The sequence below is a fragment of the Hoylesella timonensis S9-PR14 genome, assembly GCF_000762405.1.
Taxonomy (GTDB): domain Bacteria; phylum Bacteroidota; class Bacteroidia; order Bacteroidales; family Bacteroidaceae; genus Prevotella; species Prevotella timonensis_A.
This window is the reverse complement of sequence record NZ_JRPQ01000147.1, coordinates 1-23,802: the sequence shown is the minus strand read 5'-3', so window position 1 is coordinate 23,802 and position 23,802 is coordinate 1. Positions and strand designations below refer to the sequence as shown.

The 23,802-nt window shown below is 41.6% G+C and carries 16 protein-coding genes; 9 read left to right on the top strand and 7 right to left on the bottom strand.

Annotation, left to right across the window (positions count from 1 at the left end; genetic code table 11):
* Positions 1 to 75 precede the first annotated feature (75 nt).
* The 5 genes from dnaA to HMPREF9304_RS09415 form a co-directional block, all read right to left on the bottom strand.
* Complete coding sequence (dnaA, locus tag HMPREF9304_RS09435) at positions 76 to 1,488, bottom strand: chromosomal replication initiator protein DnaA (protein WP_036928480.1); 1,413 nt, start codon at positions 1,486 to 1,488, stop codon at positions 76 to 78.
* A gap of 426 nt (positions 1,489 to 1,914) precedes the next feature.
* On the bottom strand, positions 1,915 to 2,817 hold the full coding sequence (locus HMPREF9304_RS09430) for an MlaD family protein (protein ID WP_036928479.1): 903 nt from the start codon (positions 2,815 to 2,817) through the stop codon (positions 1,915 to 1,917).
* 5 nt (positions 2,818 to 2,822) lie between these two features.
* Entirely contained in the window at positions 2,823 to 4,139 is a 1,317-nt protein-coding gene (locus tag HMPREF9304_RS09425) for an N-acetylmuramoyl-L-alanine amidase family protein (protein ID WP_081953685.1), read from the bottom strand.
* Positions 4,140 to 4,185: 46 nt separating this feature from the next.
* Entirely contained in the window at positions 4,186 to 4,563 is a 378-nt protein-coding gene (folB, locus tag HMPREF9304_RS09420; protein ID WP_036928478.1) for a dihydroneopterin aldolase, read from the bottom strand.
* A 9-nt stretch (positions 4,564 to 4,572) separates the two neighbouring features.
* On the bottom strand, positions 4,573 to 7,158 hold the full coding sequence (locus tag HMPREF9304_RS09415; protein ID WP_036928477.1) for an adenosylcobalamin-dependent ribonucleoside-diphosphate reductase: 2,586 nt from the start codon (positions 7,156 to 7,158) through the stop codon (positions 4,573 to 4,575).
* A gap of 895 nt (positions 7,159 to 8,053) precedes the next feature.
* Between HMPREF9304_RS09415 and HMPREF9304_RS09405 the strand changes: the two genes are divergently transcribed.
* From HMPREF9304_RS09405 to lipA, 4 genes are all read left to right on the top strand, one after another.
* Positions 8,054 to 8,791, top strand: coding sequence for a nitroreductase family protein (locus HMPREF9304_RS09405; RefSeq protein ID WP_036928475.1), 738 nt, complete (start codon positions 8,054 to 8,056; stop codon positions 8,789 to 8,791).
* Positions 8,792 to 9,300: 509 nt separating this feature from the next.
* Complete coding sequence (locus HMPREF9304_RS09400) at positions 9,301 to 11,670, top strand: outer membrane beta-barrel protein (protein WP_231564505.1); 2,370 nt, start codon at positions 9,301 to 9,303, stop codon at positions 11,668 to 11,670.
* Between the two features lie 10 nt (positions 11,671 to 11,680).
* The gene (locus HMPREF9304_RS09395; RefSeq protein ID WP_036928472.1) at positions 11,681 to 12,625 is read left to right on the top strand and encodes an OmpA family protein; all 945 of its coding nucleotides are present in this window, start codon (positions 11,681 to 11,683) and stop codon (positions 12,623 to 12,625) included.
* Positions 12,626 to 13,038: 413 nt separating this feature from the next.
* The gene (lipA, locus tag HMPREF9304_RS09390; RefSeq protein WP_036928470.1) at positions 13,039 to 13,932 is read left to right on the top strand and encodes a lipoyl synthase; all 894 of its coding nucleotides are present in this window, start codon (positions 13,039 to 13,041) and stop codon (positions 13,930 to 13,932) included.
* A 203-nt stretch (positions 13,933 to 14,135) separates the two neighbouring features.
* Here the strand turns inward: lipA and HMPREF9304_RS09385 are convergent, their stop codons facing one another.
* Positions 14,136 to 16,610, bottom strand: coding sequence for a bifunctional UDP-N-acetylmuramoyl-tripeptide:D-alanyl-D-alanine ligase/alanine racemase (locus HMPREF9304_RS09385; RefSeq protein WP_036928466.1), 2,475 nt, complete (start codon positions 16,608 to 16,610; stop codon positions 14,136 to 14,138).
* A 392-nt stretch (positions 16,611 to 17,002) separates the two neighbouring features.
* Between HMPREF9304_RS09385 and HMPREF9304_RS09375 the strand changes: the two genes are divergently transcribed.
* From HMPREF9304_RS09375 to HMPREF9304_RS09355, 5 genes are all read left to right on the top strand, one after another.
* Complete coding sequence (locus tag HMPREF9304_RS09375) at positions 17,003 to 18,412, top strand: glycosyltransferase family 2 protein (RefSeq protein ID WP_036928461.1); 1,410 nt, start codon at positions 17,003 to 17,005, stop codon at positions 18,410 to 18,412.
* 6 nt (positions 18,413 to 18,418) lie between these two features.
* Positions 18,419 to 19,759 carry an MFS transporter gene (locus tag HMPREF9304_RS09370; RefSeq protein ID WP_036928459.1) on the top strand — a complete coding sequence of 447 codons (1,341 nt, stop codon included), beginning with the start codon at positions 18,419 to 18,421 and terminating at the stop codon, positions 19,757 to 19,759.
* Between the two features lie 163 nt (positions 19,760 to 19,922).
* Positions 19,923 to 20,777 carry an acetate and sugar kinases/Hsc70/actin family protein gene (locus tag HMPREF9304_RS09365; RefSeq protein WP_036928458.1) on the top strand — a complete coding sequence of 285 codons (855 nt, stop codon included), beginning with the start codon at positions 19,923 to 19,925 and terminating at the stop codon, positions 20,775 to 20,777.
* Between the two features lie 11 nt (positions 20,778 to 20,788).
* Complete coding sequence (murQ, locus tag HMPREF9304_RS09360; RefSeq protein WP_036928456.1) at positions 20,789 to 21,610, top strand: N-acetylmuramic acid 6-phosphate etherase; 822 nt, start codon at positions 20,789 to 20,791, stop codon at positions 21,608 to 21,610.
* 27 nt (positions 21,611 to 21,637) lie between these two features.
* A complete protein-coding gene (locus HMPREF9304_RS09355) occupies positions 21,638 to 22,381 on the top strand; it encodes a GDSL-type esterase/lipase family protein (protein ID WP_036928453.1) in 744 nt (247 codons plus the stop codon).
* Positions 22,382 to 22,813: 432 nt separating this feature from the next.
* On the opposite strand, the gene HMPREF9304_RS09350 is transcribed toward HMPREF9304_RS09355, so the two are convergent.
* Entirely contained in the window at positions 22,814 to 23,617 is an 804-nt protein-coding gene (locus HMPREF9304_RS09350; RefSeq protein WP_052046062.1) for a GSCFA domain-containing protein, read from the bottom strand.
* Between the last annotated feature and the right edge of the window lie 185 nt (positions 23,618 to 23,802).

Here is a 23,802-nt window from a genome sequence, read left to right as displayed (position 1 = left end):
AGCTGTTTCTTTTCAACAATCGCAGCGACAGGCATTACAATAAAAGCCTAAAAGATAATGAAGCCTTGCAACCTTTTAGTTTTTCAACTTAAAAGAGTTTTCAATGCTCATTAATTCGTTGGAGAACATGGAGTCAACTTGTAAACGCTGCTCTATTCGTGAGCAACTGTGAATAACAGTAGAATGATCTCTGCCACCTACAAGTTTCCCTATTCTGGAAGCTGGCATCTTAGTATATTTCTGCGCCAAATACATGGAGACTTGTCGTGCGGTCACCAAATCTTGCTTGCGACTCCTACCATTGACTGCCGATACGGATACATTGAAGTGATTGCAAACTTTTTCTAATATCTCATCAATGGTGAGCGGCTTGTCATCAATCTTCACTGCACGCTGAATTACTCTTTGTGCCAGTCTCATATCTACCGTACTGTTATAAACGACAGAGTAAGCAAGTAAAGAATTTATCACACCCTCCAAATCTCTAACGCTCCCATTTGCTGTCTCAGCAATAAACTGGACTACATCGTCTGGAATTTGCAAACCATCTTTGCGTATCTTGCTGTTCAAGATATCAATGCAAAGTTGTACATTGGGCTTCTCTAACTCAGCTATTAACCCACAGGAAAAACGAGTCAGTAAACGTTCGTTCATTCCTTTCAAATCTACAGGCGGTCTATCACTGGCTAAGATGATACGTTTACCATTACGGAAAAGATGATTAAAGATATGAAAGAAAGTATCTTGTGTTTTTGTGGCAGTCATCCATTCCTGAATATCATCAACGATTAACAAATCAATGGTTTGATAAAAATTAATAAAATCGTTAATCGAGTTTTGCAACACGGCATTGGTGTACTGCACCTGAAACAGACGAGCACTGACATATAACACCCTTTTTTGAGCATAGAGTTGCTTCGTTCGCATACCAATTGCATTAATCAAATGCGTCTTACCACACCCCGAAGGTCCGTAAACGAACATGGGATTAAACTGAGTTTTTCGAGGATGTTCTGCAATAGAAAGTCCTACAGAGCGAGGCAACTTATTACTATCACCTTCAATATAATTATTAAAGGTTTGATGAGGATTCAGATTTGGATCCAGTTGCTGCGGCTGTGCTGCATCTAAAGTTGTGGGCGACTCGTTAACACGTGTTTTCGCCAACTGTGTTTTCACAGACAAATCAGTTTGCTCTGCCTCTACATCTTGCGTGAGATGGTGCTCTTGGTCGGTAACGATTCGATATTTTAACCTTATTTGGTCACAGAATGTACGACGCAATACTTTACTTAGCAAGTCTATATAATTTTCTTCCAAATACTCATACACGAAAGGGCTGGGTACTTGTACCAAAAGAGTTCGAGTAGATTCTTCAAACGACTCGTACACTATAGGCTTGAACCATGTGTTATATTGCTGCTCAGAGACATTCTCACGGATAAGCGTAAGGGTCTTGTCCCAAGCTTCATTAGGACTCACATTCATTTAATCATATCGTATTTTAGGTATGTCTTTCGATCAACCTCAATGCCAATCGACTGCAAAATTATAAAAGAAAATTTGAATAAACAAATAGCAATTTTTATCACAATGTCACCAAAATGTCGTAACTAACACAACCTACGCACTTTAAGACCTTTTGAAAAAAAATAACATCGCTTACTGACAAAACCGTTCTTAATAGTTTGATTACAAACAACTTAAATGCTTTTAGATAAAGATAACTACTTGAAGAGTGAAACATTCTTGTAACATTCTATAAGACTGTTAAAAAGAAGACTTTACAACTTTTCTTAAAATGTGAAACAAAAGTTTTTCTATTTAGACACTTTATAATTAAACATCTTTGAATCAAATGCAATTTTGATTCAAAGATGTTCGTCATATCAATTACCCAAATCAATCTAAAAATCACTTGTTCTTTCGTCCGAAGAGCGAAAAATGAACATATCTCTTAGGTTGTTGTCTAAGATTAACCGCTAAAGAGTCAATATTCTTCATCGTCTGGTTGAGATTATAATAAAGGGTGGGATCTTTTAACAAGAGCCCAAAAGTACCCGAATTATTATTCATTTTAGCAGTAATTTCCTGCACATCTGCCATTGCCTCATCCACTTTTGTCATGGTTGAAGCGACATCAATCTTCCTTAAATTATCGGTGAATTGCTCAGTGTTCGTTAAGACGAGATTCGTTTTGGACACTATACCAGGCACTTCCCTATTCACATTGGTAAGCAAAATATGCAGCTGTTTTGACGAAGTCGATAAATTGTTAGTTATCTCATCAATATTGTGGATGGAATGTGCAAGAGCTGGATCAGCCAACAAAGCGTTAAGATGAAACATCACCGAGTCTAACTTTGGCAATATTTGCTTGATAGTTGGCACCATCTCGGTCATTTTACCTACCGTACCTGTATCTATAGAGCCTGAAATCACTCCACCCGGCTGTACATATTGCCCCCGATGTGGTGCTATATTCAGCGTTACTTTGATATTTCCTAATACGTCACTACTAATCGAAGCAGTACTTCCTACTGGAATCTTCATCTTTCGATCGACTTCCGCTAAGACCTTTATTTCCTCTGCATGACTATAATCAAAATAAATTTTCTTGATACGTCCCACTTGATAGCCTGCGGCAAAGATTGGACTTGACTCGGTAAGCCCACTGATATCATTAAAAACGAAATAGTAGGTATCACTGCTCGATAACAAATTCGAACCTTTTAAGAACTTCATGCCAAAGAACAAAGCAACCAATCCTGCGACGGCTACGAGTGCAATCTTAATTTCTTGAATATGATTTCTCATGTTGTTTATTTCTTTTTAAGTTGTAAAAAGGTTTGAATGGCTTCGTTTACATTGGTGCGTTGTCCGCCCTTGAAGGCGATGATAAAAGCATCGGGAAAACGATTGGTCAACTCTTTTTGCAACTTACGTATCTCATTATAATTGGTAGACGAGCCATAGGTGTACTTCCACAAAGTACCTTCTTGATACCACTCACACCCTTTGAGTCCTTTCAAAGCCTCGTCATTGAGTGCTATTTTCCTGCTACTGCTCAAAATTTGTACTTTGAATATAGGAACATCTGGATTCACTGGCGCTGGAATATCATCACGAGCTTCTGCAATGACTTCAGGCTTAGATGTTTCAATTACTGGTCGATTGTCAGTGGTGGTGGTCTCTTCAACTTTTTTCTCCTCTTTCTTCGATAAAACAGGAGTAGGTTCACGCTTCCTTTTTGCCTTTTTAGTCTTCGTTTCTTCTTTTTGTTTGTAAACTTGAGGCACAATCTCAGGAACGGTTGGTGTCACTTTTTGGGGCGCTTTATACGGCACTGTCAACCCCTCATGATACCTATTTTTATATTGAGCAAAAGCATTAAAAATTCCTCTGGCATACATGTCGGCAGCTTGGGGCGCATTCATAAAAAGCTCTTCTTCGGGTGTAGAGATAAAGCCTAACTCTAATAAACACCCTGGCATAGACGAAAGACGCAACACCGCCAAATTGTTTTGATGAGCACCCATATCTTTCAAACCAGTAGCCTCACAAATATGTTGCTGCATATATTTGGCAAGTTCCACACTCTTTTGCATATTCACATCTTGAATAAACTCAAACATGATGTTACTCTCTGGCGAAGTTGGATCGAAACCTTGGTAGGTTTGCTGATAATTATCTTCAAGTAGAATGACCGAGTTTTCTCGCTTTGCTACTTCTAAGTTCTTTATAATACCTTTCCTACCAGTATTTTGACCTTGTCCTAATGTATATGTTTGCACTCCCCTCACTTTACGTCCACCAGCCAAGGCATTGATATGAACTGAAATAAACAAATCTGCATGATTCTTGTTGGCAATCTCTGCACGAGTTACTAAAGGGATAAACACATCTGTTTTGCGCGTATAGATGACTTTAACGTCGGGGCATCGCTGTTCAACCAGCTGACCAAAAGCCAATCCAAATTTTAGAGTAAGGTCCTTCTCGCGTGAATAAACACCGATGGCACCATGATCTTTCCCTCCATGCCCGGGATCAATAACGAGCGTAAACTTTTTGCTTGCAGCCATACAACTCACTGCAAACACCATCATCGTGAACAAACAGAACTGGATCTTCTTATTCATAGGCGACAAATATAAGCATTTTCCACTGAAAACGTTGCTATTTTATTTAGTTTTTTCCATTTGTCAGATGCAATTCTACGCCAGCACCATCGCAATCAGCGCCCATGGGAGGATTGATCTTCATGATTTCAATGTCTACTTCCTCAACCTCGGGATAGCTATCTATCAAACACCTCCCTATCCTACCAGCCACATGTTCCAATAGTTGCGACGGTTTTTCCATCTCCCTACGGATACACTCGTAAGCATCGGCATAGCTAATGGTATCGGCAATACAATCGGTCTGAAAAACCTCAGAGAGTGGAAACTTAATCCGAACGTTCACCAAATAGTCGTTCCCTGTAATACATTCCTGTGGTAACATGCCGTGGAAGGCATGAAACCGCAGGTTACGTAAGAAAATATAACTCGATTGTATCTTCATAAAGGTTCTTTATCCACAGCGACTTGCACCGCAATTCTTACAGATGAGGCATCCCTCTTGGTAAATCAGCGTCTCATGTCCGCAAACAGGACACTTCCGACCTTTTGCCTCGGTACCGTCGTCTACATATTTTTTCAAGGCGCGTTCCACACCATTTTTCCACGTGTTAATACTCTCGTCTTTCAACTGTAAGGAACCCACTAAATTTATCACGTGGTCGATAGGCATACGATAACGAAGCACACCGCTAATAAGTTTAGCGTAATTCCAATACTCGGGATTGAATTTCTCACTCAACCCTTCGACCGTTGTCTTATAGCCACGTTTGTTCTTAAATTGGAAGTCGTAACGACTGGGACCATCTTCTTGCTTCTGTTTGATTATTTTACCTTTAGTCACTGACTTTGGCAACACGATACCCTCATCATCATCTTGCAAACCAGTAAATATTTCATAGGGATAACCATCTAACAATCCGACGAAAGCCACCCATTTCTCTTTATTGTTTTGGAAACGTACAACATCGCATTCCAACTCCTTTGGACGAACTTCTGTAACCTCAGGATGCTGGCACGGCATCTTCACACGCTCCTCCATGTCATTATCTTTGGCTTGTTCTGCAGGTTCTTTCTTCGTATCTTTCTTAGACACAGAAATCATCACCCCTGCTCTGGAGCCATCTCGATAGATGGTACAACCCTTGCATCCGCTCTTCCAAGCTTCTACATAGAGACGGTTCACCAGTGCCTCGTCTACATCATGGGGCAGGTTCACGGTGACACTGATGCTATGGTCTACCCATTTTTGAATAGCTCCCTGCATCTTCACCTTTTCCAACCAGTCGACATCATTGGCAGTAGCTTTATAATAAGGTGACTGTTCAACTAACTGATCGATTTCCTCTTGAGTATATCGCTTGGTGGTATCGATACCATTCACTTTCATCCATTCTAAGAATTTCTTGTGATAAACGATATATTCCTCAAAGCTATCTCCTACCTCGTCCACAAAATCTACATGCACATCGGTATCACTCGGATTAACCTTGCGACGACGCTTGTACACGGGCATAAACACGGGTTCAATGCCACTGGTAGTTTGTGTCATCAAAGACGTAGTCCCTGTGGGTGCAATGGTAAGACACGCAATGTTGCGACGACCATACTTTTGTAAATCTTCATAAAGCTGAGGGTCAGCCTCTTTGATACGAAGTAAGAAAGGATTGTTCGCCTCGCGTTTGGCATCAAACACTTCGAACGCACCACGTTCTTGCGCCATAGTGACAGATGAACGATAAGCATTCAATGCCAATGTTTTATGAATATTAACCGAGAATTCTGTTGCTTCTTTGGTGCCATAGCGCAAGCCCATTGCAGCAAGCATATCACCTTCGGCAGTGATGCCTACACCAGTACGGCGCCCTTGCCCGCTCTTACGTTTTATTTTTTCCCAAAGGTGTCTTTCTGTCTCTTTCACTTCCTCGCTCTGTGGATCCAACTTGATTTTTTCCAAGATACAATCTATCTTCTCTAACTCTAAATCCACAATGTCATCCATCAGTCGTTGAGCTATTTGTACATGCTTTGCAAACTTTTCCATGTCAAAATACGCATCGCTCGTAAATGGATTTACCACATAAGAATAGAGGTTGATGCTGAGCAAACGACAAGAATCGTATGGACACAAAGGAATCTCTCCACAGGGGTTGGTACTCACCGTACGGAAGCCTAAGTCGGCATAGCAGTCGGGAATGCTTTCACGTAGAATTGTATCCCAAAACAACACTCCAGGCTCTGCACTCTTCCAAGCATTGTGAACAATTTTTTCCCACAATGCCTTTGCTGCAATTTCCTTTTTCATGGAAGGCTCATCGCTATCTACGGGGAACTGTTGCACATAAGGCTTGTCGTCTATAGCGGCTTGCATAAACTCATCATCTATCTTCACAGAGACGTTAGCACCTGTCACCTTCCCTTCCGTCATCTTTGCATCAATGAAAGCCTCACTATCAGGGTGCTTGATACTCACGCTGAGCATCAGTGCGCCTCGTCGCCCATCTTGCGCTACCTCGCGCGTTGAATTACTGTAACGCTCCATAAAAGGAACCAGTCCTGTACTGGTAAGCGCAGAGTTATTAACAGGTGAACCTTTGGGGCGAATATGACTCAGGTCATGCCCCACTCCACCTCTTCGCTTCATCAGCTGTACTTGCTCCTCGTCAATGCGCATAATAGCGCCATAGGAATCTGCATCACCGTCTAAACCGATAACAAAGCAGTTGCTCAAACTGGCTACCTGATAGTCGTTACCAATACCTGTCATTGGACTACCCGCAGGAATGATGTATTTGAAATGGTCTAACAACTCAAAAACTTCATGGGCACTCAACGGATTTTTATATTTATTTTCAATCCGTACTATCTCGTTGGCAATGCGCCAATGCATATCTTTAGGCGATTTCTCATAGATATGCCCAAAGCTATCTTTCATGGCATATTTGTTCACCCAAACTCTTGCGGCTAATTCGTCACCAGAAAAATATTGAAGAGCCTCCTGGTATGCTTCTTCGAAAGAGTAAGTTTTCGCTTGTTCCATTGCTATACGATAAAAAGAATGTATTAGTTTGATGTTCTTACAATTGCTATATTTGAAATCTTATGAGTGCAAAACTACAACTTATTTTCGATATAAAAAAATCATTTTTAGTATTTCGAACGCTTTTTAGATACCACTTTCATATACGAATGGTTTTGCTTGTAAAAAACAATCTTTTTTATTTTGTGTCGACAACAAACCAAATTCTCAATGAAACAAATGGCAAGGCTTGCAATCATTGTCAACCATATTCTTTCACTTGTTATAACAAAAATATCCTCTTGATGAAAGAGCTGCATCATTTAACCCACTGCATTTTTGATAAAGAAAGCAGTTGCTTTTGTCCTATTATTTTACCAAAAAACGGCCATTAAAAATCTTCAAAATAGAAAAATTTAATAGGCAAAGGGTAGACAAAAATACGCTGATTTGAGCAAACGAAACGTCTTTTGAAGCTGGAACATTGAGTTAACACCCTTGGAAACATCTTTTAGAGGTGCTATTCACATACTTCAGCGGCATTAAAGCATGAAAATAAGGGGCTTAGTGTAATGCTTTAGTCGCCCAAAAATGGTAAAATTTGGGACAAAAAGAGAAGGCACAAGCATAACACATTCAATAACAATCAATTACAAACGTCGCTCATAACTCGCGTATTTGCGACCAACTGTGACGTTGGTTGTAAATACGCGAGTTATGAAAGGCACTTTGTAAAGAAAATTCAGTATTTATTTTTATTGAATACTGCGTATCCACAACTTTATATTCGATGTACTATTATTGCGTTCCGTGGTTCAAATATGAGCCTTAAAAGAAAAAGCCATTGTTTTTTATGTTCGCAAAGTTTTCTTTTTAGAAAATCTTTATAACTTTGTAGAAATAAAAATAATCAAATATGAAAACCATCAACACCAGAAGGAGTATTCGAGTTTACCAAAACAGAGATGTAGACAACGACTTACTCAACCGTTTGTTGTCCGAAGCGACACACACCCAGACCATGGGAAATTTACAGCTTTATTCAGTAGTAATAACACGCAATAATGACAATAAAAGGAAACTCTCACCCGTCCATTTTCACCAACCTATGGTAGAATCGGCTCCAGTTGTGCTGACATTTTGTGCAGACTTTAGACGAACCACAAAATGGGCAGAATGTAGAAATGCACAACCGGGTTATAACAACTTTTTGAGTTTCCTCAATGCCATGACCGACACGCTGCTGTTCTGCCAAACTTTTTGTCAACTTGCAGAAGAGGAAGGGTTGGGATTATGCTATTTAGGCACAACACTTTACTCCCCTGAAAAGATTATCGACATTTTGAAGTTACCCAAATTAGTGATGCCCATTGCGACTATCACCTTAGGTTGGCCCGATGAATCGCCAGCTGTTTCTGACCGTCTTCCACTATCGGCAATTGTTCATCACGAAACTTTTGAGGATTATACTCCTAAAAGAATCGACGAGAGTTACAAACAGAAAGAAAACTTACCCGAAAACATTCACTTTTGTGAAGTGAATCATAAAGAGACTTTGGCTCAAGTATTCACAGACATTCGCTATACGCAAAAAGACAACGAGGCAATGTCAGAAAATTTCTTAAACACCCTGAAACAGCAGGGGTTTCTATAAAAAAAAGCATCCTCTTTCTAACAAGTCTACCGTTGAACATACATTGAAAGTTTTTTAATCCATTGCTTTAGACCGATTATCCCAAACCTATAAGGCTCTTAATACATATAAATAACAGGTCAAAAGCAATGGGTTAATTTTAGTATTCATATATCGCTTATTTTTAGCCCAATACAGACGGTGAAAGAAAACGATTATTGAATTACAACATGGGTAACAAGATAGTTCAAGGAGAACTAAGGGAAAATATATGAAGTTTTTGGTTCTATATTATACAAATCTTAACATTCTAAAAAAAATATAGATAAAAACGCTTGTAAAGTTTCCATATTTTTCTTACCTTTGTAAAGAATTTATTAAGACTGATTTCAATGCACCGCTTTGATTTTAATGGCATAATGCCTACAAAACAAGTAAATAAAAGTCGTGCATTGACACGATGACCAAAGTATTATTACATAAATTCTTTTTTAATTATTAACATAAAACTTTCAGTAATGAAAAAAAGTATGACGAGAATCTTTTCCTTAGTAGGCATTTTACTACTGGGAAGTCTCAAGTCAACGGCACAAGTGAATGACGTGTCGTTTATCGTATCTCCCGCTGCAGAGTACATCTGGTGGGACAAGGACCTTTCTATTGACAACATGCCTCTGTATGGTGGTAAACTTGGCTTCGGCTTCGGACCACTTTTTGAATTGCGCGCATTCTATCTGCGTGGTAATGATGCGAATGCCCAAGTACGTAGACAAAATTGGCTTACAGACGAAGGATGGGCGAAAAACATCAGAGATACCAAGGTGGATTTAATCAAGTACGGAGGTGAAATCAAATTGAACCTTTGGAAAAATAGCTATTTTGCGCCATATCTTACTGCAGGTGGTGGAGTTCAGCAAATGAAGTACAACACTTATGCGGATGATGCTGTGATGACAGATGTACCTATGAAAGACGAGCAGCTCTTCGCTTCGCTCGGTGTTGGTGCCAAGTTTAACCTCAGCCCTCGTGCAGTTCTCTCTATTGAAGCAAAGAACACCATGTTCAATGCCAGCAAAGGTAGCTACTTGATGAGACCAGAGTATGATAAATCTAACGGTGGCAACCACCTATATAATTGGACAGCAGGTGCTACACTCGATTTCTATTTGGGTGGAAGAGCCGATGATTCCAATGATGCCATCAGTAGAGAGTATCGCAATATGTTCTCAGATGGTTTCAAAGGGCTGAAGTTCGTGGTTGAACCTGCAGTAGCATATCTTGATTTTGACAAAGACATGCCCATGACTGACACTTATCTTATGGGTGGTAGCGCAGGTTTTGACTTGTCTTCATTGGTAGGTATCCGTGGATTCTACTATCAGGCTAACAAAGAGGCTGACAAGCTTTCACTTTCTTTCTCCAAGAATTTGGCATTGTATGGTGGTAACATCATCACTCGCCTTAACTTCCCAAGAGGCATTAACCCCTACTTACAGTTAGGTGGAGGTTATATGAAGGTTGGTGACAAATATGCCGATGAGAAAGGCAACACCACAGCCGAAAGCTCTCCATTCGTATTTGGAGGTGCTGGTATTGAAATTCCAATCACTAAGTATGTGGCACTCTTTGGTACTGCCAATGCTGTGTTCACATCTGAGAAGGGTGTCAAAGAAGAAAACATTCAAAGCCCTGACCACATCAACACCAGCATGATGTACAATGCAGGTTTGAGATTTAACCTCGGATTGGCTGCTGACGGTAAAAAGAAATATAATAAATATGTAAATCGTCGCTTGGATGCACAGCGCGAAGCTTCTAACGAAGAACTGAACGATTTGAGATCACGCTACGATGAACGAATTGACGAATACGATAGCCAGATTGCGGATTATAACGAGAAGATATCGAACTATGACCAGCAAATGGCTCAGTACGATGAGCGTGTAAGCAAACTAAAGGCTGACTACGAGAAGCGTATTAGCAAGTTGGACAAAGACTTAGAAAGTGCATTGAAAGCTAACGATACTATTCGTGTTGCAGAAATCGCACGTTTGAAGACTCGTCACCAGCAAGAACTTGAAAACATTGAAAATGACGAAATGTCTATCAAGCGGAAATTAGTGAACGAACTTGGCGAAAGCAAGGGTAACAATGTGAAGATGACACGTAGTCAACTCAACGAATTGGTTAACCGTATTGCAAGAGAAGCAAGAAATGATGCACGTAATTATAACTATGATTACGATTACGACTATGACGTAAATTATGCACAGCCACAGGAGTCTTACCGCTCTGTAGCTCCTCAGCAAAGAATTGCTCCCGTTCAGAATAATGAAACAGAGCAACTCAAAAGAGAGCTCCGTATCATGAACGAAAAATTAAATAAGGTGATTAGCCAAAGAAATAATACTGTAGGAACCACTATTGTTACTGACGGTAGCGGTGTTGTTGCTAATGAATTGGCACCTGCAACAGCCTATAATTCTGGCGCTTATCAGCCAACTGCTAACAGAGGTTTGAAGCTTAACCGTATCGGAATCTTCACAGGAGTAGGCTTTGGCGACTTGACTTCTTGGAATGTTGGTGTACGTGGTTATATGCAAGTTGCATCAACAAACCTCGACTTTGTACCAGAACTCTATGCAGCCATGGCGGACAACAGCGGAATGGGTATTTCTGCAAATATCATCTATAATTTCAAGATTGCCTCATTAGGTAAGTTTGAACCTTATGCAGGCTTTGGTCTTGGCATTTTCCACGGCAAGAATACACACTTTGGCTCTAACTTACTCCTTGGTGTAAGCACTGAAATGTTAGGCGGAAGAGTATTCGTTGACTATTCTGCACGTAGCTTGACGAAGCAGAATCAGATAGCTGTGGGTTATTCATTCATATTCTAAATTGAAACACATGCAGAAAAAGTATTATCTGGCAGCACTTGCTTTTCTTGCACTCCCTATCATGTATGCAGATGCGACACCTGTGGTAAGTGTTGCACCTGCTGCAGATGATACCATCATCGTCGATAGAGATGAATTGATAGACGTGCTTAGAAGAGTAGCTACCAGTGAAATAAGAAATCAAAATAGGCAGATGCGGAATATGCGTCAGCAGACAAGAGGACGAAGTTATCGTCAGATAAGCCCAGCACAAACAATACCTGTGTACAATTCCTCTTCGAGACGTATTGAATACATTCCTGTGTACGTGCCTCAAGTTGGAAGGGTTCAAGGTTTTCAACCTTACCTGCCAACACAGAACTTGCAACCCAAATCTTCGGACACGAAAGAATCTCAAGAAGTTAAACAATTGCAAGAGCAGATTGACCAACTGCAAAAACAAATTGAAGTCTTAAGTCAAACGGTGAAAGATCCAACACTTAGACAGCAAGTTGAATCCATGGTAAAGCAGCAAAATGCGCTACGTGCCAAGAAGGATACGGTCATTATGAGAGCTCCTGCGAATAATCCAACAGAACAATGCTGTCAAGAAAAGGCGCTTGTTGAACCCGCTCATCCTGTTAAGGTGACTCCTTTTGATACTAATTTAAGACAGGTTTTCTTTGAAATTTCGTCTAAACAATTATCTAAAGAAGCCGAGCATACACTCGATGCGGTAGTAGATGTATTGAAAAACAATAGAGATTTAAAAGTAGAGTTAACGGGATTCTCCAGCAAAGATGGACCAAAAGCTTTTAATAAAGATTTGGCTATGAAGAGAATGAATAGTGTAAGGTCGTATTTAGTCAATTATGGCGTAAATACAAACCAAATTTCTGCACTTTCATACGGCATTGATAAAAAGTCTGAAATGAAAACTTATGCGCGTAGAGTAGAGCTTTGCATCTCTCTATAAACATTGGTATCATACACGAAACCCAAAGGTTGAAGCGTTCGTACTAATGGACATTTAATTGAAATGTTTAACGACTTGCAATTCAACCTTCACATACTGTAAAAATAACCACTCGTGGTTTTTGCAACAATCGATTTCCATTCATAGGAAGTTTTGTACAAAAAATCGATTTCCATACCATTGCAAAAAGCCCGAGTGGTTATTTTTTGTGCTTCATGATGTACACTGTTTGTACCCTATTCTTCCTCGAGATTACACAAAAGGAATGAGACTATCATGAATACTCCTCTCACATACGCATGCTGTGTTTCATCTTATTGATAAAAAAATCTCGATAGAAGGCCCTATAATCACAAGTTTTTATGTAAATTTGCCCTATTAACCATTTTAATAACTTGAAAGATAACTAACCAATGAATGATGTTCATAACAAACCAAAACTGAGAAAGCCACGCTGGCTTTATACAAAAATAGAAGGTGGCGAAAGGTATGGTTTGGTAGAATCAACGATAGAGCAAGGAGGATTACATACCATTTGTACCAGTGGACAATGCCCAAACAAAGGACATTGCTGGAAGAACGGAACGGCTACTTTTATGATTTTAGGCGATCGCTGTACTCGCGCATGCCGATTTTGCGCCACACAGACGGGACACCCATTACCTCCAGATGAGCAAGAACCCATAAAAATAGCAAGAGCAGTTAAGGCAATGAATCTGAAACATGCCGTTATCACATCGGTGGATCGTGATGACCTACCCGACAAGGGCGCTGCACAATGGGCAAAGACCATAAGCGAAACAAGAAATCTGTGCCCTGACACCATTATCGAAGTATTGATACCCGATTACCGAGGAGAACTGTTACAAAAGGTGTTGGCAGCAAAGCCCGATATTATTGCACATAATCTTGAGACCGTTGAGCGACTAACACCCTCGGTACGGAGCAGAGCCACCTACCAAAACAGTATGGAAGTGCTGAAAGAAATTGCTACAACAGGCGTGATGACAAAGACGGGCATCATGGTGGGATTAGGCGAAACGCAGGACGAAGTATTAACAACTATCCACGAAGCTTACCTTGCTGGATGCCGTATGCTCACCATTGGGCAGTACCTTCAACCGTCTCCCAAGCAATTGGATGTACAGGAATATGTTCATCCTGACATCTTCTCTTTATACAAAGCAAAAGCACTCGAGATGGGGTTTGCCAACGTTGAAAGTGCACCATTGGTACGTTCTTCCTATATGGCAGAAGAGTCGTATGTCAGAATGATGATAAGAAAAAGAACAAAGACTGGAAGTTAGTTGTGAAATAAGTCCACAAATGCGATTCCCTTGGATTGTTAAATGGCTTGTCTATCTACCGCAACATGGCAAAGTCTCAAAACGTATTCCGCAAAGTGTAAAATGAAATGAGAAGCATCCTTGGAGCTGAATGCCTTGAGGATGCTTCTCATCATATTTGCGCACAATGTGTTCTTGAACAAATGTCACCAAGTGATGTCAGATTAGTCGTGATAATACACTCGTTTCACGCGGTTACTAACGCTCGTAAGTACCTCATAAGGAATGGTCTCAAGAATATCTGACAACACTGTGACGGGCAGATGCTCACCGAATATCTCAACTCTGTCTCCTTCTTTACAGTCAATACCCGTCACATCTATCATCGCTACATCCATACAAATATTGCCCACATAGGGAGCACGCTGCCCATTGACCAAACAATAACCATGTCTGTTTCCTAATCTACGATTCAGTCCATCCGCATAACCTATGGGAATGGCGGCGATAACACTATCATGCGCTATCGTTCCCTTTCGACTATAGCCCACCGTATCGCCAGCTTTTACGTCACGTTTTTGAAGGATGGTTGTCCTTAAAGTACTCACTTGATGAATCACTTGGTTGGTTCTTGGATTGATACCATACAATCCCAAACCCAATCTACACATATCTAATTGGCGTTCTGGGAAGTGTTCAATTCCCGCAGAATTATCCATATGACGAATAATTTTATGGGTGAACGCAGCCTGCAAAAGCTTGCTACCTTCATCAAACAAAGCAAATTGTTGTGCGGAGAACGAATCGAAGTCATCACTATCCGACCCCACAAAATGTGAAAAGACAGAACGTGGAATGATTGCATTTTGTCGTTTCAACCGAGAAATCAATGTCTGCATGTCTTTTTGAGGGTCAAATCCCAAACGATGCATACCCGTATCCAACTTGATATGCACAGGATAGTCTGTAATGCCTTCTTTCTCAGCAGCTTTTACGAGGGCATCCAATAATCTAAAAGAATACACTTCTGGCTCTAAGTCATAATCGAAAAGCATCTTGAAAGAACTCATCTCGGGATTCATCACCATGATGTTGGCAGTGATTCCATTCTTGCGGAGTGTTACACCCTCATCGGCTACTGCCACCGCCAAATAGTCCACACGATGGTCTTGCAAAGTCTTCGCTACCTCCACAGCACCAGCTCCGTAGGCATCTGCTTTAATCATACACACCAATTTTGTTCCATGCTTGAGCAAAGAGCGATAATAATTCAGATTGTCCACAATGGCATTCAGATTTACTTCCAAGATAGTTTCATGAACCTTCCGTTCGAGTCTCTCGGTCAGTTGGTCAAAATTGAATCGACGTGCCCCTTTTAATAAGATTACTTCGTCATGGAGTTGCGCAAATACTTCGCTCTTTTCAAAAGCTTCTACCGTAGGGAAGAAGAATTTCTTTGGCATTTCAATCAAATTCCGATTAGCAGAAAGCTGCTGTCCAATACCAATCAATTGGGACACGCCCCGCTTGACAGCCAAGTTGGACACCTCTTTATATAACTCCGATGGCTGACGTCCACTCTGGTCAATGTCGCTAATAATTAATGTCCTGCTGCGGTTTTGCTGGTCTGGACGACGGTTCATAAAGTCCAAAGCAATGTCCAAAGAGTTGATATCCGAATTATAGGAGTCGTTGATTAACGTACATCCGTGCTGACCTTCCTTTACCTCAAGTCGCATGGCGACTGGCTCCAACTGCTGCATTCGCTCATCCAGGGCACTCATGGACATTCCCATTTCTAATGCAACCACAGCACATTCGATGGCATCCGCTACTGAAGCCTCATCAATGAACGGTATTGAAAACCAATCCTCGCGTTCATGGTACACATAAGTGATGGTTGTCATCGTTGCTTTCTTTTCCACTGTCTTGATGTAGAAAGGCGCACTTTTATCGCTCATCGACCATGCCAACTTCTTTCCTCGTAAATCGGAATCGTTGACAACCTTTTGAATAATAGGGTCATCAGCAGGATAAACCAAAATTTCTGCATCCTTTAAGAGAATCATTTTCTCTCTGCATTTATCTTCCATGGACGCAAAATTTTCTTGATGTGCATCGCCAATGTTTGTCAATACAGCAATGGTAGGCTGAATCATGTGTTGCAATGCCGCCATTTCTCCTGGCTCACTAATCCCTGCTTCAAAGATTCCAACCTGTGTCTCCTCATTGAGCAACCACACAGACAAAGCCACACCTACCTGCGAATTATAACTTCGAGGCGAACGAGTAACGAAAAACTGTGGAGAAAGTAATTGATACAACCACTCCTTCACCATTGTCTTGCCATTCGAACCTGTAATACCCACAATGGGAATATGAAACTCCTCACGATGACATTTTGCCAATCTTTGTAAAGCCTTGCAAGGATTTAGCACCCTCAGAAAGTTGGCTTCAGGATACAGATGTTCATAATCCACGGGTACGGATGATACCACAAAGTTTCTAACGCCTCGTCGATAGAGTTCTGGTATATAATGATGTCCATCGTTCCTGTCTGTCTTCAAAGCAAAGAACAGCGTCTCTTCAGGGAAACACAGTGAACGACTGTCTGTCAACAAGAAACCTATTTGAGCACTATTAGAACCATAACGCTGTGCCCCTATTTGCGTTATCACCTCTTCTATACTATAAATCATATCTTTCTTGATTTTCCATTGCAAAGGTAATCTTTTTCTGTATCCTCCCAAAAGAAATGATACAAATAACAATAAAGAATACATTCCCCAAAAGAGTAACTTGAAGGATTTGAAAGATAAACAGTTCAAAGAATATCAATATAAGATAAACAGAAGACAAAGAAAAAATTAAGAGGCAGAACATCAATTGACGTTTTTTACTTAAATTTGCAAACGTAGTTGCATTTTGAAGTTGAGTCTACTCTATCAATAGTGAGTTTTAGCACGCTTACCTGCAACAGTTCTTTCGTCGACTTGATTTTAGGAGAACAACAACAAACCGAGTTGGGAAGTGGAAAGAACATGCCTCTTAAAATATCAATAGCATTTAACAACAAAAACATTTATAAGTTATGAAACAAATAGATTGCTTTTTACCATACATTGATGAAAGTCAGTACAAGAAACTGCAAAAGGCATTTGAAGAAGTTAGCGCATTCGTGACACTTCACGCATTGAAAGACAGCCTTTATCAAACCACAACCATTCAACAAATTGCGGAGGAAACGAAGGGCGAATACTGCTTGCTCATCACCAAGTCCACACCGTTAAAACTGCATTACTTGGCTTTAGAACGCTTACAGCAAATAGCTGAAGACACCAAAGCAGGACTTGTTTATGCCGACCATTATCAATTAAAGGACGACAAGTGTGTTAATGCGCCTGTGATAGACTACCAACAAGGCTCTTTGCGCGATGATTTCGATTTTGGATCGGTCTTGCTTTTCAATTCGAAAGCATTGAAAGAAAGTTGTCAACGAATGAAGAATTCTTATCAACACGCAGCTTTATATGACCTTCGACTAAAATTGAGCCAACGTTATGACTTGGTTCACGCTAACGAATACTTGTACACAGAAATAGAAGAGGACAAACGAAAAAGTGGTGAAAAGCAATTCGACTACGTAGACCCACGCAACCAAGACCGACAAAAGGAAATGGAAAGTGCCTGCACTGAGCATCTCAAGGAGATTGGAGGATACCTCAAACCATCTTTCAAGACAGTAGACTTTGTTCATGATGCGTTCGAATTCGAAGCTTCAGTCATCATCCCTGTGAAGAATAGGGAGACTACTATTGACGCTGCGATACGTTCTGTGCTGGCACAAAAAGCCAATTTTAAGTACAACATCCTTGTAATAGACAACCATTCTACGGATGGTACTACCGAAAAGATCAACCAGTATAAGGACGATGAACGTGTGGTACACATTGTTCCAGAACGTAACGATTTGGGAATAGGCGGCTGTTGGAATCTCGGAATACACCACCCAAAGTGTGGAAAGTTTGCTGTTCAACTTGATAGTGACGACCTTTATCAAGACGAAAACACCTTACAAACAATTGTCAATGCGTTCTACGAACAACAATGTGCCATGGTGATTGGCTCTTATCGCATGACCGATTTCGACCTGAACACGCTCCCTCCCGGCGTGATTGACCACAGAGAGTGGACGCCAGAAAATGGAAGAAACAACGCTTTGCGTATCAATGGGCTCGGTGCTCCACGTGCCTTCTACACCCCTATTGCACGACAAATAGGATTTCCCAACACGAGTTATGGCGAAGACTACGCCATGGGATTGAACATTTCGCGCCATTATCAGATAGGACGTATCTACGATGTGCTATATCTGTGTCGTCGTTGGGGTGGCAACTCTGATGCCGCACTCAGCATAGAACGTGTGAATGCGAACAATCTCTACAAAGATCGAATCCGTACATGGGAGTTACAAGCCCGTATCAACCTTCACAAAGAATAAACGATCATGAGACAATTAACCAAAAACATCAGTCCTTGGGCATGGATACCCACGCTCTATTTTGCCGAAGGCATCCCCTATTTTATCGTTAACAACATATCGGTTATCATGTTCACCAAGATGGGTGTGCCCAATGGCGACATGGCAATGTTTACCAGTTTGTTGTATCTGCCGTGGGTCATCAAGCCCCTATGGAGTCCGTTTGTAGACATTCTGCGCACCAAACGTTGGTGGATTGTGATCATGCAAGCCCTCATGAGCTTGGCTTTCATTTTGCTGACGTTCACCCTTCCACATCCTTCACCCGACATCATCGGTTCGGGCAACACACCTGTGAGCATGTTTACGCTTACGTTAGTGCTATTTATCATCATAGCCTTTGCATCTGCAACCCACGACATCGCTGCTGACGGATTCTACATGTTGGCACTCAACCCTTCGCAGCAATCGTTCTTTGTCGGCATCAGGAGTACATTTTATCGCTTTGCCTCTATCTTCGGACAAGGCGTTTTGGTGTTCGTAGCAGGATATTTAGAGCTGCACACGGGCAACATTCCGTTGTCGTGGATGATTACTTTGGGCATTACAGGTGTTTTGTTCACCATCATTACCATCTATCACACCTTCTTTATTCCTTATCCTCAACAGGACAAAGGAAAAGTAGGTGCTACAGGTGTGCATGCTAAAGACATCGTTTCAGAGTTTGGACGCACCTTTGCAACCTATTTCAAGAAGCCCGGACTGTGGATAGCCATTGCCTTCATGTTGCTGTATCGTTTGCCCGAAGCCTTCTTACTCAAAATGGCTGTGCCCTTTTTAGTAGATAACAGTACTGACGGAGGCTTGTCCATGTCTACACAAGAGGTGGGGTTGGTTTATGGAACCATTGGTGTCATTGCACTGACTATTGGTGGCATCATCGGTGGTATTGCGGCTTCCAACTGGGGACTCAAGAAGTCATTGTGGCCAATGGCTGCCTGCATGACCCTTCCCTGTTTTACCTTTGTATATCTAAGTATGTTCCTTCCTCACAACATCATTGTCATCAGTGCGTGCGTGGCAGTCGAACAGTTTGGCTATGGATTTGGTTTCACTGCCTACATGCTGTACATGATGTATTTCTCTGAAGGCGAATTTAAGACCGCTCACTATGCCATTTGTACCGCCTTCATGGCATTGAGCATGATGATTCCTGGCATGTTTGCCGGTTATCTGCAAGAGTGGTTAGGCTACGAGCATTTCTTCTGGTTAGTCATTGCCTGTTGTGCAGCCACGGTCATGGTTACATTACTGATTAAAGTTGACCCAGAATACGGTAGAAAGCAGACTCATAAAAATGAAGCATAAGATGAAAAAACGGTTCAACTCATCTCTATCAAATTTGTGCTGATGCAGGAAATAGCACGTTTGTATCCCAAACATACGGTGTTGGAGTATGCCAACCAGTAACATTGGTTATCCTCTCTATAAGAAACGTATTTACATTAAATTATAAATCATTATCTATTCTATGAATCCTTCCACACTACTTATTGCAGATAGTGGCTCTACCAAGACCGATTGGCGTATCATTCAACATGGGAAAGAGACACATGCCATTGCCACAAAGGGCATGAATCCGTTCTTTCAAACACCTTCGGAAATGGAAACAGAGCTGCGCTCATCCTTGCTTCCACATCTTCCAGTCCCACTATTTGACGCCATTTACTTCTACGGAGCAGGGTGTACACCCGAAAAATCTCAAGTCGTGGCGCAAACATTGCAGCAGTGCATCAAGGTAAAAGACTGCATCGAGGTACATTCAGACTTATTAGCAGCTGCTCGTGGACTATGTGGACACCAGCCAGGCATTGCCTGTATTCTTGGAACAGGCTCAAACTCGTGTTTCTTCGACGGCACAGCTATTACGGCGAATGTGCCTGCTTTGGGTTTTATCTTGGGCGATGAAGGCAGTGGTGCCAATCTTGGAAAGCGATTGGTGGGCGACTTACTTAAAAATCAATTGGACGATGAACTCAAAAACAAGTTCTTCTGTCAGTTCAACACCAGCATGGCAGAGGTCATTGACAAAGTCTACCGCCAGCCTTTTCCCAGTAGATATTTGGCAAGTCTCAACGTCTTTTTGGAGCAAAACCGCACACACGAAGGCATCCACAGGTTACTTGTCCGGGCTTTTCAAGATTTCATAGAACGCAATGTGATGCAATATTCCTACCAGAAATATGTCATGAATTGCATTGGTACGATAGCAGTGGTCTATCAACCCGAACTTGCCGAAGCGGCTGACAGGTGCGGTGTGAAGCTTGGCAAGATTTGCAAAAGTCCCACAGAAGGACTTATTCAATATCACACAGAAACGCATTAAACAATAGAACTATGAGCTTTCAGAAAATTACGGAAGAGACATCGCTTTACAATGACTTGGAGAACAAGTCGGTCACAGAGATACTCAACGACATTAACACCGAAGACCAGAAAATAGCAATAGCGGTACAAAAAACCATACCACAAGTTGCCAAGCTGGTAGAACAAATTGTTCCGCGCATGAAACGAGGTGGGCGCATCTTTTATATGGGTGCAGGTACCAGTGGCAGGTTAGGTGTCTTAGATGCTTCCGAGCTACCCCCAACGTTCGGTGTACCCAAGACATTAGTCATTGGACTCATTGCTGGAGGCGACACCGCTTTGCGTAATGCAGTGGAAAACGCAGAAGACAACGATGAACATGGGTGGAACGAGCTGGCAGAACACAACATTAACAGCAACGACACCGTCATAGGCATTGCCGCTTCGGGTACGACTCCCTACGTTGTGGGCGCCTTGCGCGATGCACGCGAACATGGTATCCTCACGGCATGTATCACCAGTAATCCTGAATCGCCAATGGCAGCCGAGTCGGATATCGCCATAGAAATGATTGTAGGACCTGAATACGTTACAGGAAGTTCACGCATGAAATCGGGTACAGGACAGAAAATGATTCTGAACATGATAAGCACAGCAGTGATGATTAAGTTAGGACGTGTAAAAGGAAACAAGATGGTGAACATGCAACTCACCAACCAAAAACTCATTGACCGTGGTACTCGTATGCTTGTCGACTTATTAGGTTTGGACTATGGCAAAGCCAAAAACCTGCTGATTCTTCACGGTTCGGTAGAAAAAGCATTGGAAGAAGCCCAGAAGCGGCACCAGTAATCATCCTTCAACTTACTATTTGCAGATATGAAAAAAACATTTTTATTACTCTGCATTGCCCTCGTGGCAACAGTAACACAGACACACGCCATGGATAGAGCCGCATGCCACGCACAGAAGAAGTGCACTGCCCAAACGCGAACCGTCACCGACAGCATATTGAACGAACCTCACAAATATCATGAACATTATTACGAAAGGCTGCAACTCTTTGACCATCAACCCACCATACAATGCACTGACATTGTGATGCTGGGCAACAGTCTTACCGAAGGAGGTGGCGATTGGAGCCAAAGATTAGGCAAAAACAATATTGTGAACCGAGGCATTAGCGGAGATATAGCCATGGGTATCTACGACAGATTATATCAAATCTTGCCCTACCACCCTGCAAAAATATTCTTGTTGGTAGGGGTCAACGATGTGAGTCACGACCTTAGCACAGATAGCATTGTACACATGATACAAACAGTCATCACCGCCATTCGCACTCAGTCGCCCCAAACACAACTCTATGTGCAAAGCATGCTACCCATAAGAGAAGCAACGGGCAGGTGGAAACGGCTCACTGGAAAGACTCCGCAAATACCCGAAATCAATGCAAAGATAGAAGTATGGACCGCCGAACACGGCATTCCGTACATCAATCTGTTCCCCTACTTCACCGAAACCGATACCGCTATCATGCGCGCAGAACTCACTTACGACGGTTTGCACCTCACAGAAGCGGGGTATGCGATATGGACACAGTTGTTGAAAAAGTTTCTATAAGGTATAAAAGTGGAATACGAATGCGCCCAATGCAGACTCGTAAAGCAAGCGTAGAATTCCTCTTTTTGTCCTAATTTTTGACACTTCCGAGACTCCCCCAAATCTTTCGATTTATTAAAGCATTACTTTAAGGCGGTTATCTACATGGGTTAACCGCCTTATTTGCATGAGTTAGTCGCCTTATCTCCATGGGTTAAGAAAACTGAAGCATGTGAGGAAGAAAAACAAGCCATTTGCCCATGGTCCCCACGCCATGTAACTCTTTATCTATCTGTTTGTTATAAAGATGAATTATAAAAATGACGAGCACCATAAAATTTGCAAAAAATGAGGTTGACAGTTCAATTTTCCTCTCATTTTCGCCTCACAATCAATCGCTATTTTGTAAAGATAATTCACATTTAATTCGATAGCAACCAACCTAATTTTATCTTATCGTAACGACACTCCCCACTTCTTTTCCAATGCCTGTATGCGTTCGTGTGTTTGACGAACAAAATCTTGATATGCAACGCTATTGGCATCGAAAGGTCGATGAGCCAAGGCAGCCTTCACGGGTCGCCAATCTTCTATAAACTTCTTAGCCTCATCACTCAAATAGGTCTCAGAGAAACGTTCCCAAATATAAGAAACAGCCTGATAGGACGGGTGCAACATATCTTCTTGATAAAAACGATAGTCGCGCAGCTCATCGTTGACAATCTCGTAAGCAGGAAAATAGGTTACCGTATTTGGATAACGCTGAGTGAGTTGGTTGGCAGCCAACAACAATGTAGCCTTAGACAGTTGACTGCCATGGTAGCCATATTTGGCATAACGAATAGGACTCACCGTTAGGATAATATGCACGGCAGGATTGCGTTTCTGCAAGCATTCTATGGCTTTGGATAAGTACTCGGTACAGGCATCAACGCTTAACTCTTCCTCACGGAACAAGCGTTGCGGACGCTTTTGGCAGTTGTCGACAATCTCGCCCGTTTCTTTGAAGACATATACGTGATTAGTACCCAAAGTAAACACCGCCACCTGAGGGTTGACCTTGGCACGCTCTACCGTATGCAGGATGCTGGCAGGATTGTACATCACACCATAGGGATTGACTATGGCATTGAATTTCTCTTCTATAAAACGCTTGCCTATATTATCGGCAAAGCACGAACCAACCAAGAAGATGTGCTCGAATGGAGCAATGGTAAAGGTGGGAGGTTCTATTTGGACAATCGTTCTAAATTGCATACGTCCGTACATTTACTTCCTTATTAGCCTCAACTCATCATGAGATGTGCATAACCAACTCACTTGAAAATTTATTCTTTGGTCGGTTACAAACTTGCTTTGGCGAAGTTACATATAATTTTTAAGAAGATAGGACATCTGATTATTTTTCGTATCTTTGTTGCATTATTTCACTCTTAAGCATG

Excerpts from the sequence above, each read along its gene's own strand:
- folB (WP_036928478.1), bottom strand. The coding sequence starts at position 4,563 with ATGAAGATACAATCGAGTTATATTTTCTTACGTAACCTGCGGTTTCAT.
- HMPREF9304_RS09375 (WP_036928461.1), top strand. The coding sequence starts at position 17,003 with ATGAAACAAATAGATTGCTTTTTACCATACATTGATGAAAGTCAGTAC.
- HMPREF9304_RS09355 (WP_036928453.1), top strand. The coding sequence starts at position 21,638 with ATGAAAAAAACATTTTTATTACTCTGCATTGCCCTCGTGGCAACAGTA.
- HMPREF9304_RS09405 (WP_036928475.1), top strand. The coding sequence starts at position 8,054 with ATGAAAACCATCAACACCAGAAGGAGTATTCGAGTTTACCAAAACAGA.
- HMPREF9304_RS09395 (WP_036928472.1), top strand. The coding sequence starts at position 11,681 with ATGCAGAAAAAGTATTATCTGGCAGCACTTGCTTTTCTTGCACTCCCT.
- HMPREF9304_RS09400 (WP_231564505.1), top strand. The coding sequence starts at position 9,301 with ATGACGAGAATCTTTTCCTTAGTAGGCATTTTACTACTGGGAAGTCTC.
- HMPREF9304_RS09415 (WP_036928477.1), bottom strand. The coding sequence starts at position 7,158 with ATGGAACAAGCGAAAACTTACTCTTTCGAAGAAGCATACCAGGAGGCT.
- murQ (WP_036928456.1), top strand. The coding sequence starts at position 20,789 with ATGAGCTTTCAGAAAATTACGGAAGAGACATCGCTTTACAATGACTTG.
- HMPREF9304_RS09430 (WP_036928479.1), bottom strand. The coding sequence starts at position 2,817 with ATGAGAAATCATATTCAAGAAATTAAGATTGCACTCGTAGCCGTCGCA.
- dnaA (WP_036928480.1), bottom strand. The coding sequence starts at position 1,488 with ATGAATGTGAGTCCTAATGAAGCTTGGGACAAGACCCTTACGCTTATC.
- HMPREF9304_RS09385 (WP_036928466.1), bottom strand. The coding sequence starts at position 16,610 with ATGATTTATAGTATAGAAGAGGTGATAACGCAAATAGGGGCACAGCGT.
- HMPREF9304_RS09370 (WP_036928459.1), top strand. The coding sequence starts at position 18,419 with ATGAGACAATTAACCAAAAACATCAGTCCTTGGGCATGGATACCCACG.
- HMPREF9304_RS09350 (WP_052046062.1), bottom strand. The coding sequence starts at position 23,617 with ATGCAATTTAGAACGATTGTCCAAATAGAACCTCCCACCTTTACCATT.
- lipA (WP_036928470.1), top strand. The coding sequence starts at position 13,039 with ATGAATGATGTTCATAACAAACCAAAACTGAGAAAGCCACGCTGGCTT.
- HMPREF9304_RS09425 (WP_081953685.1), bottom strand. The coding sequence starts at position 4,139 with ATGAATAAGAAGATCCAGTTCTGTTTGTTCACGATGATGGTGTTTGCA.
- HMPREF9304_RS09365 (WP_036928458.1), top strand. The coding sequence starts at position 19,923 with ATGAATCCTTCCACACTACTTATTGCAGATAGTGGCTCTACCAAGACC.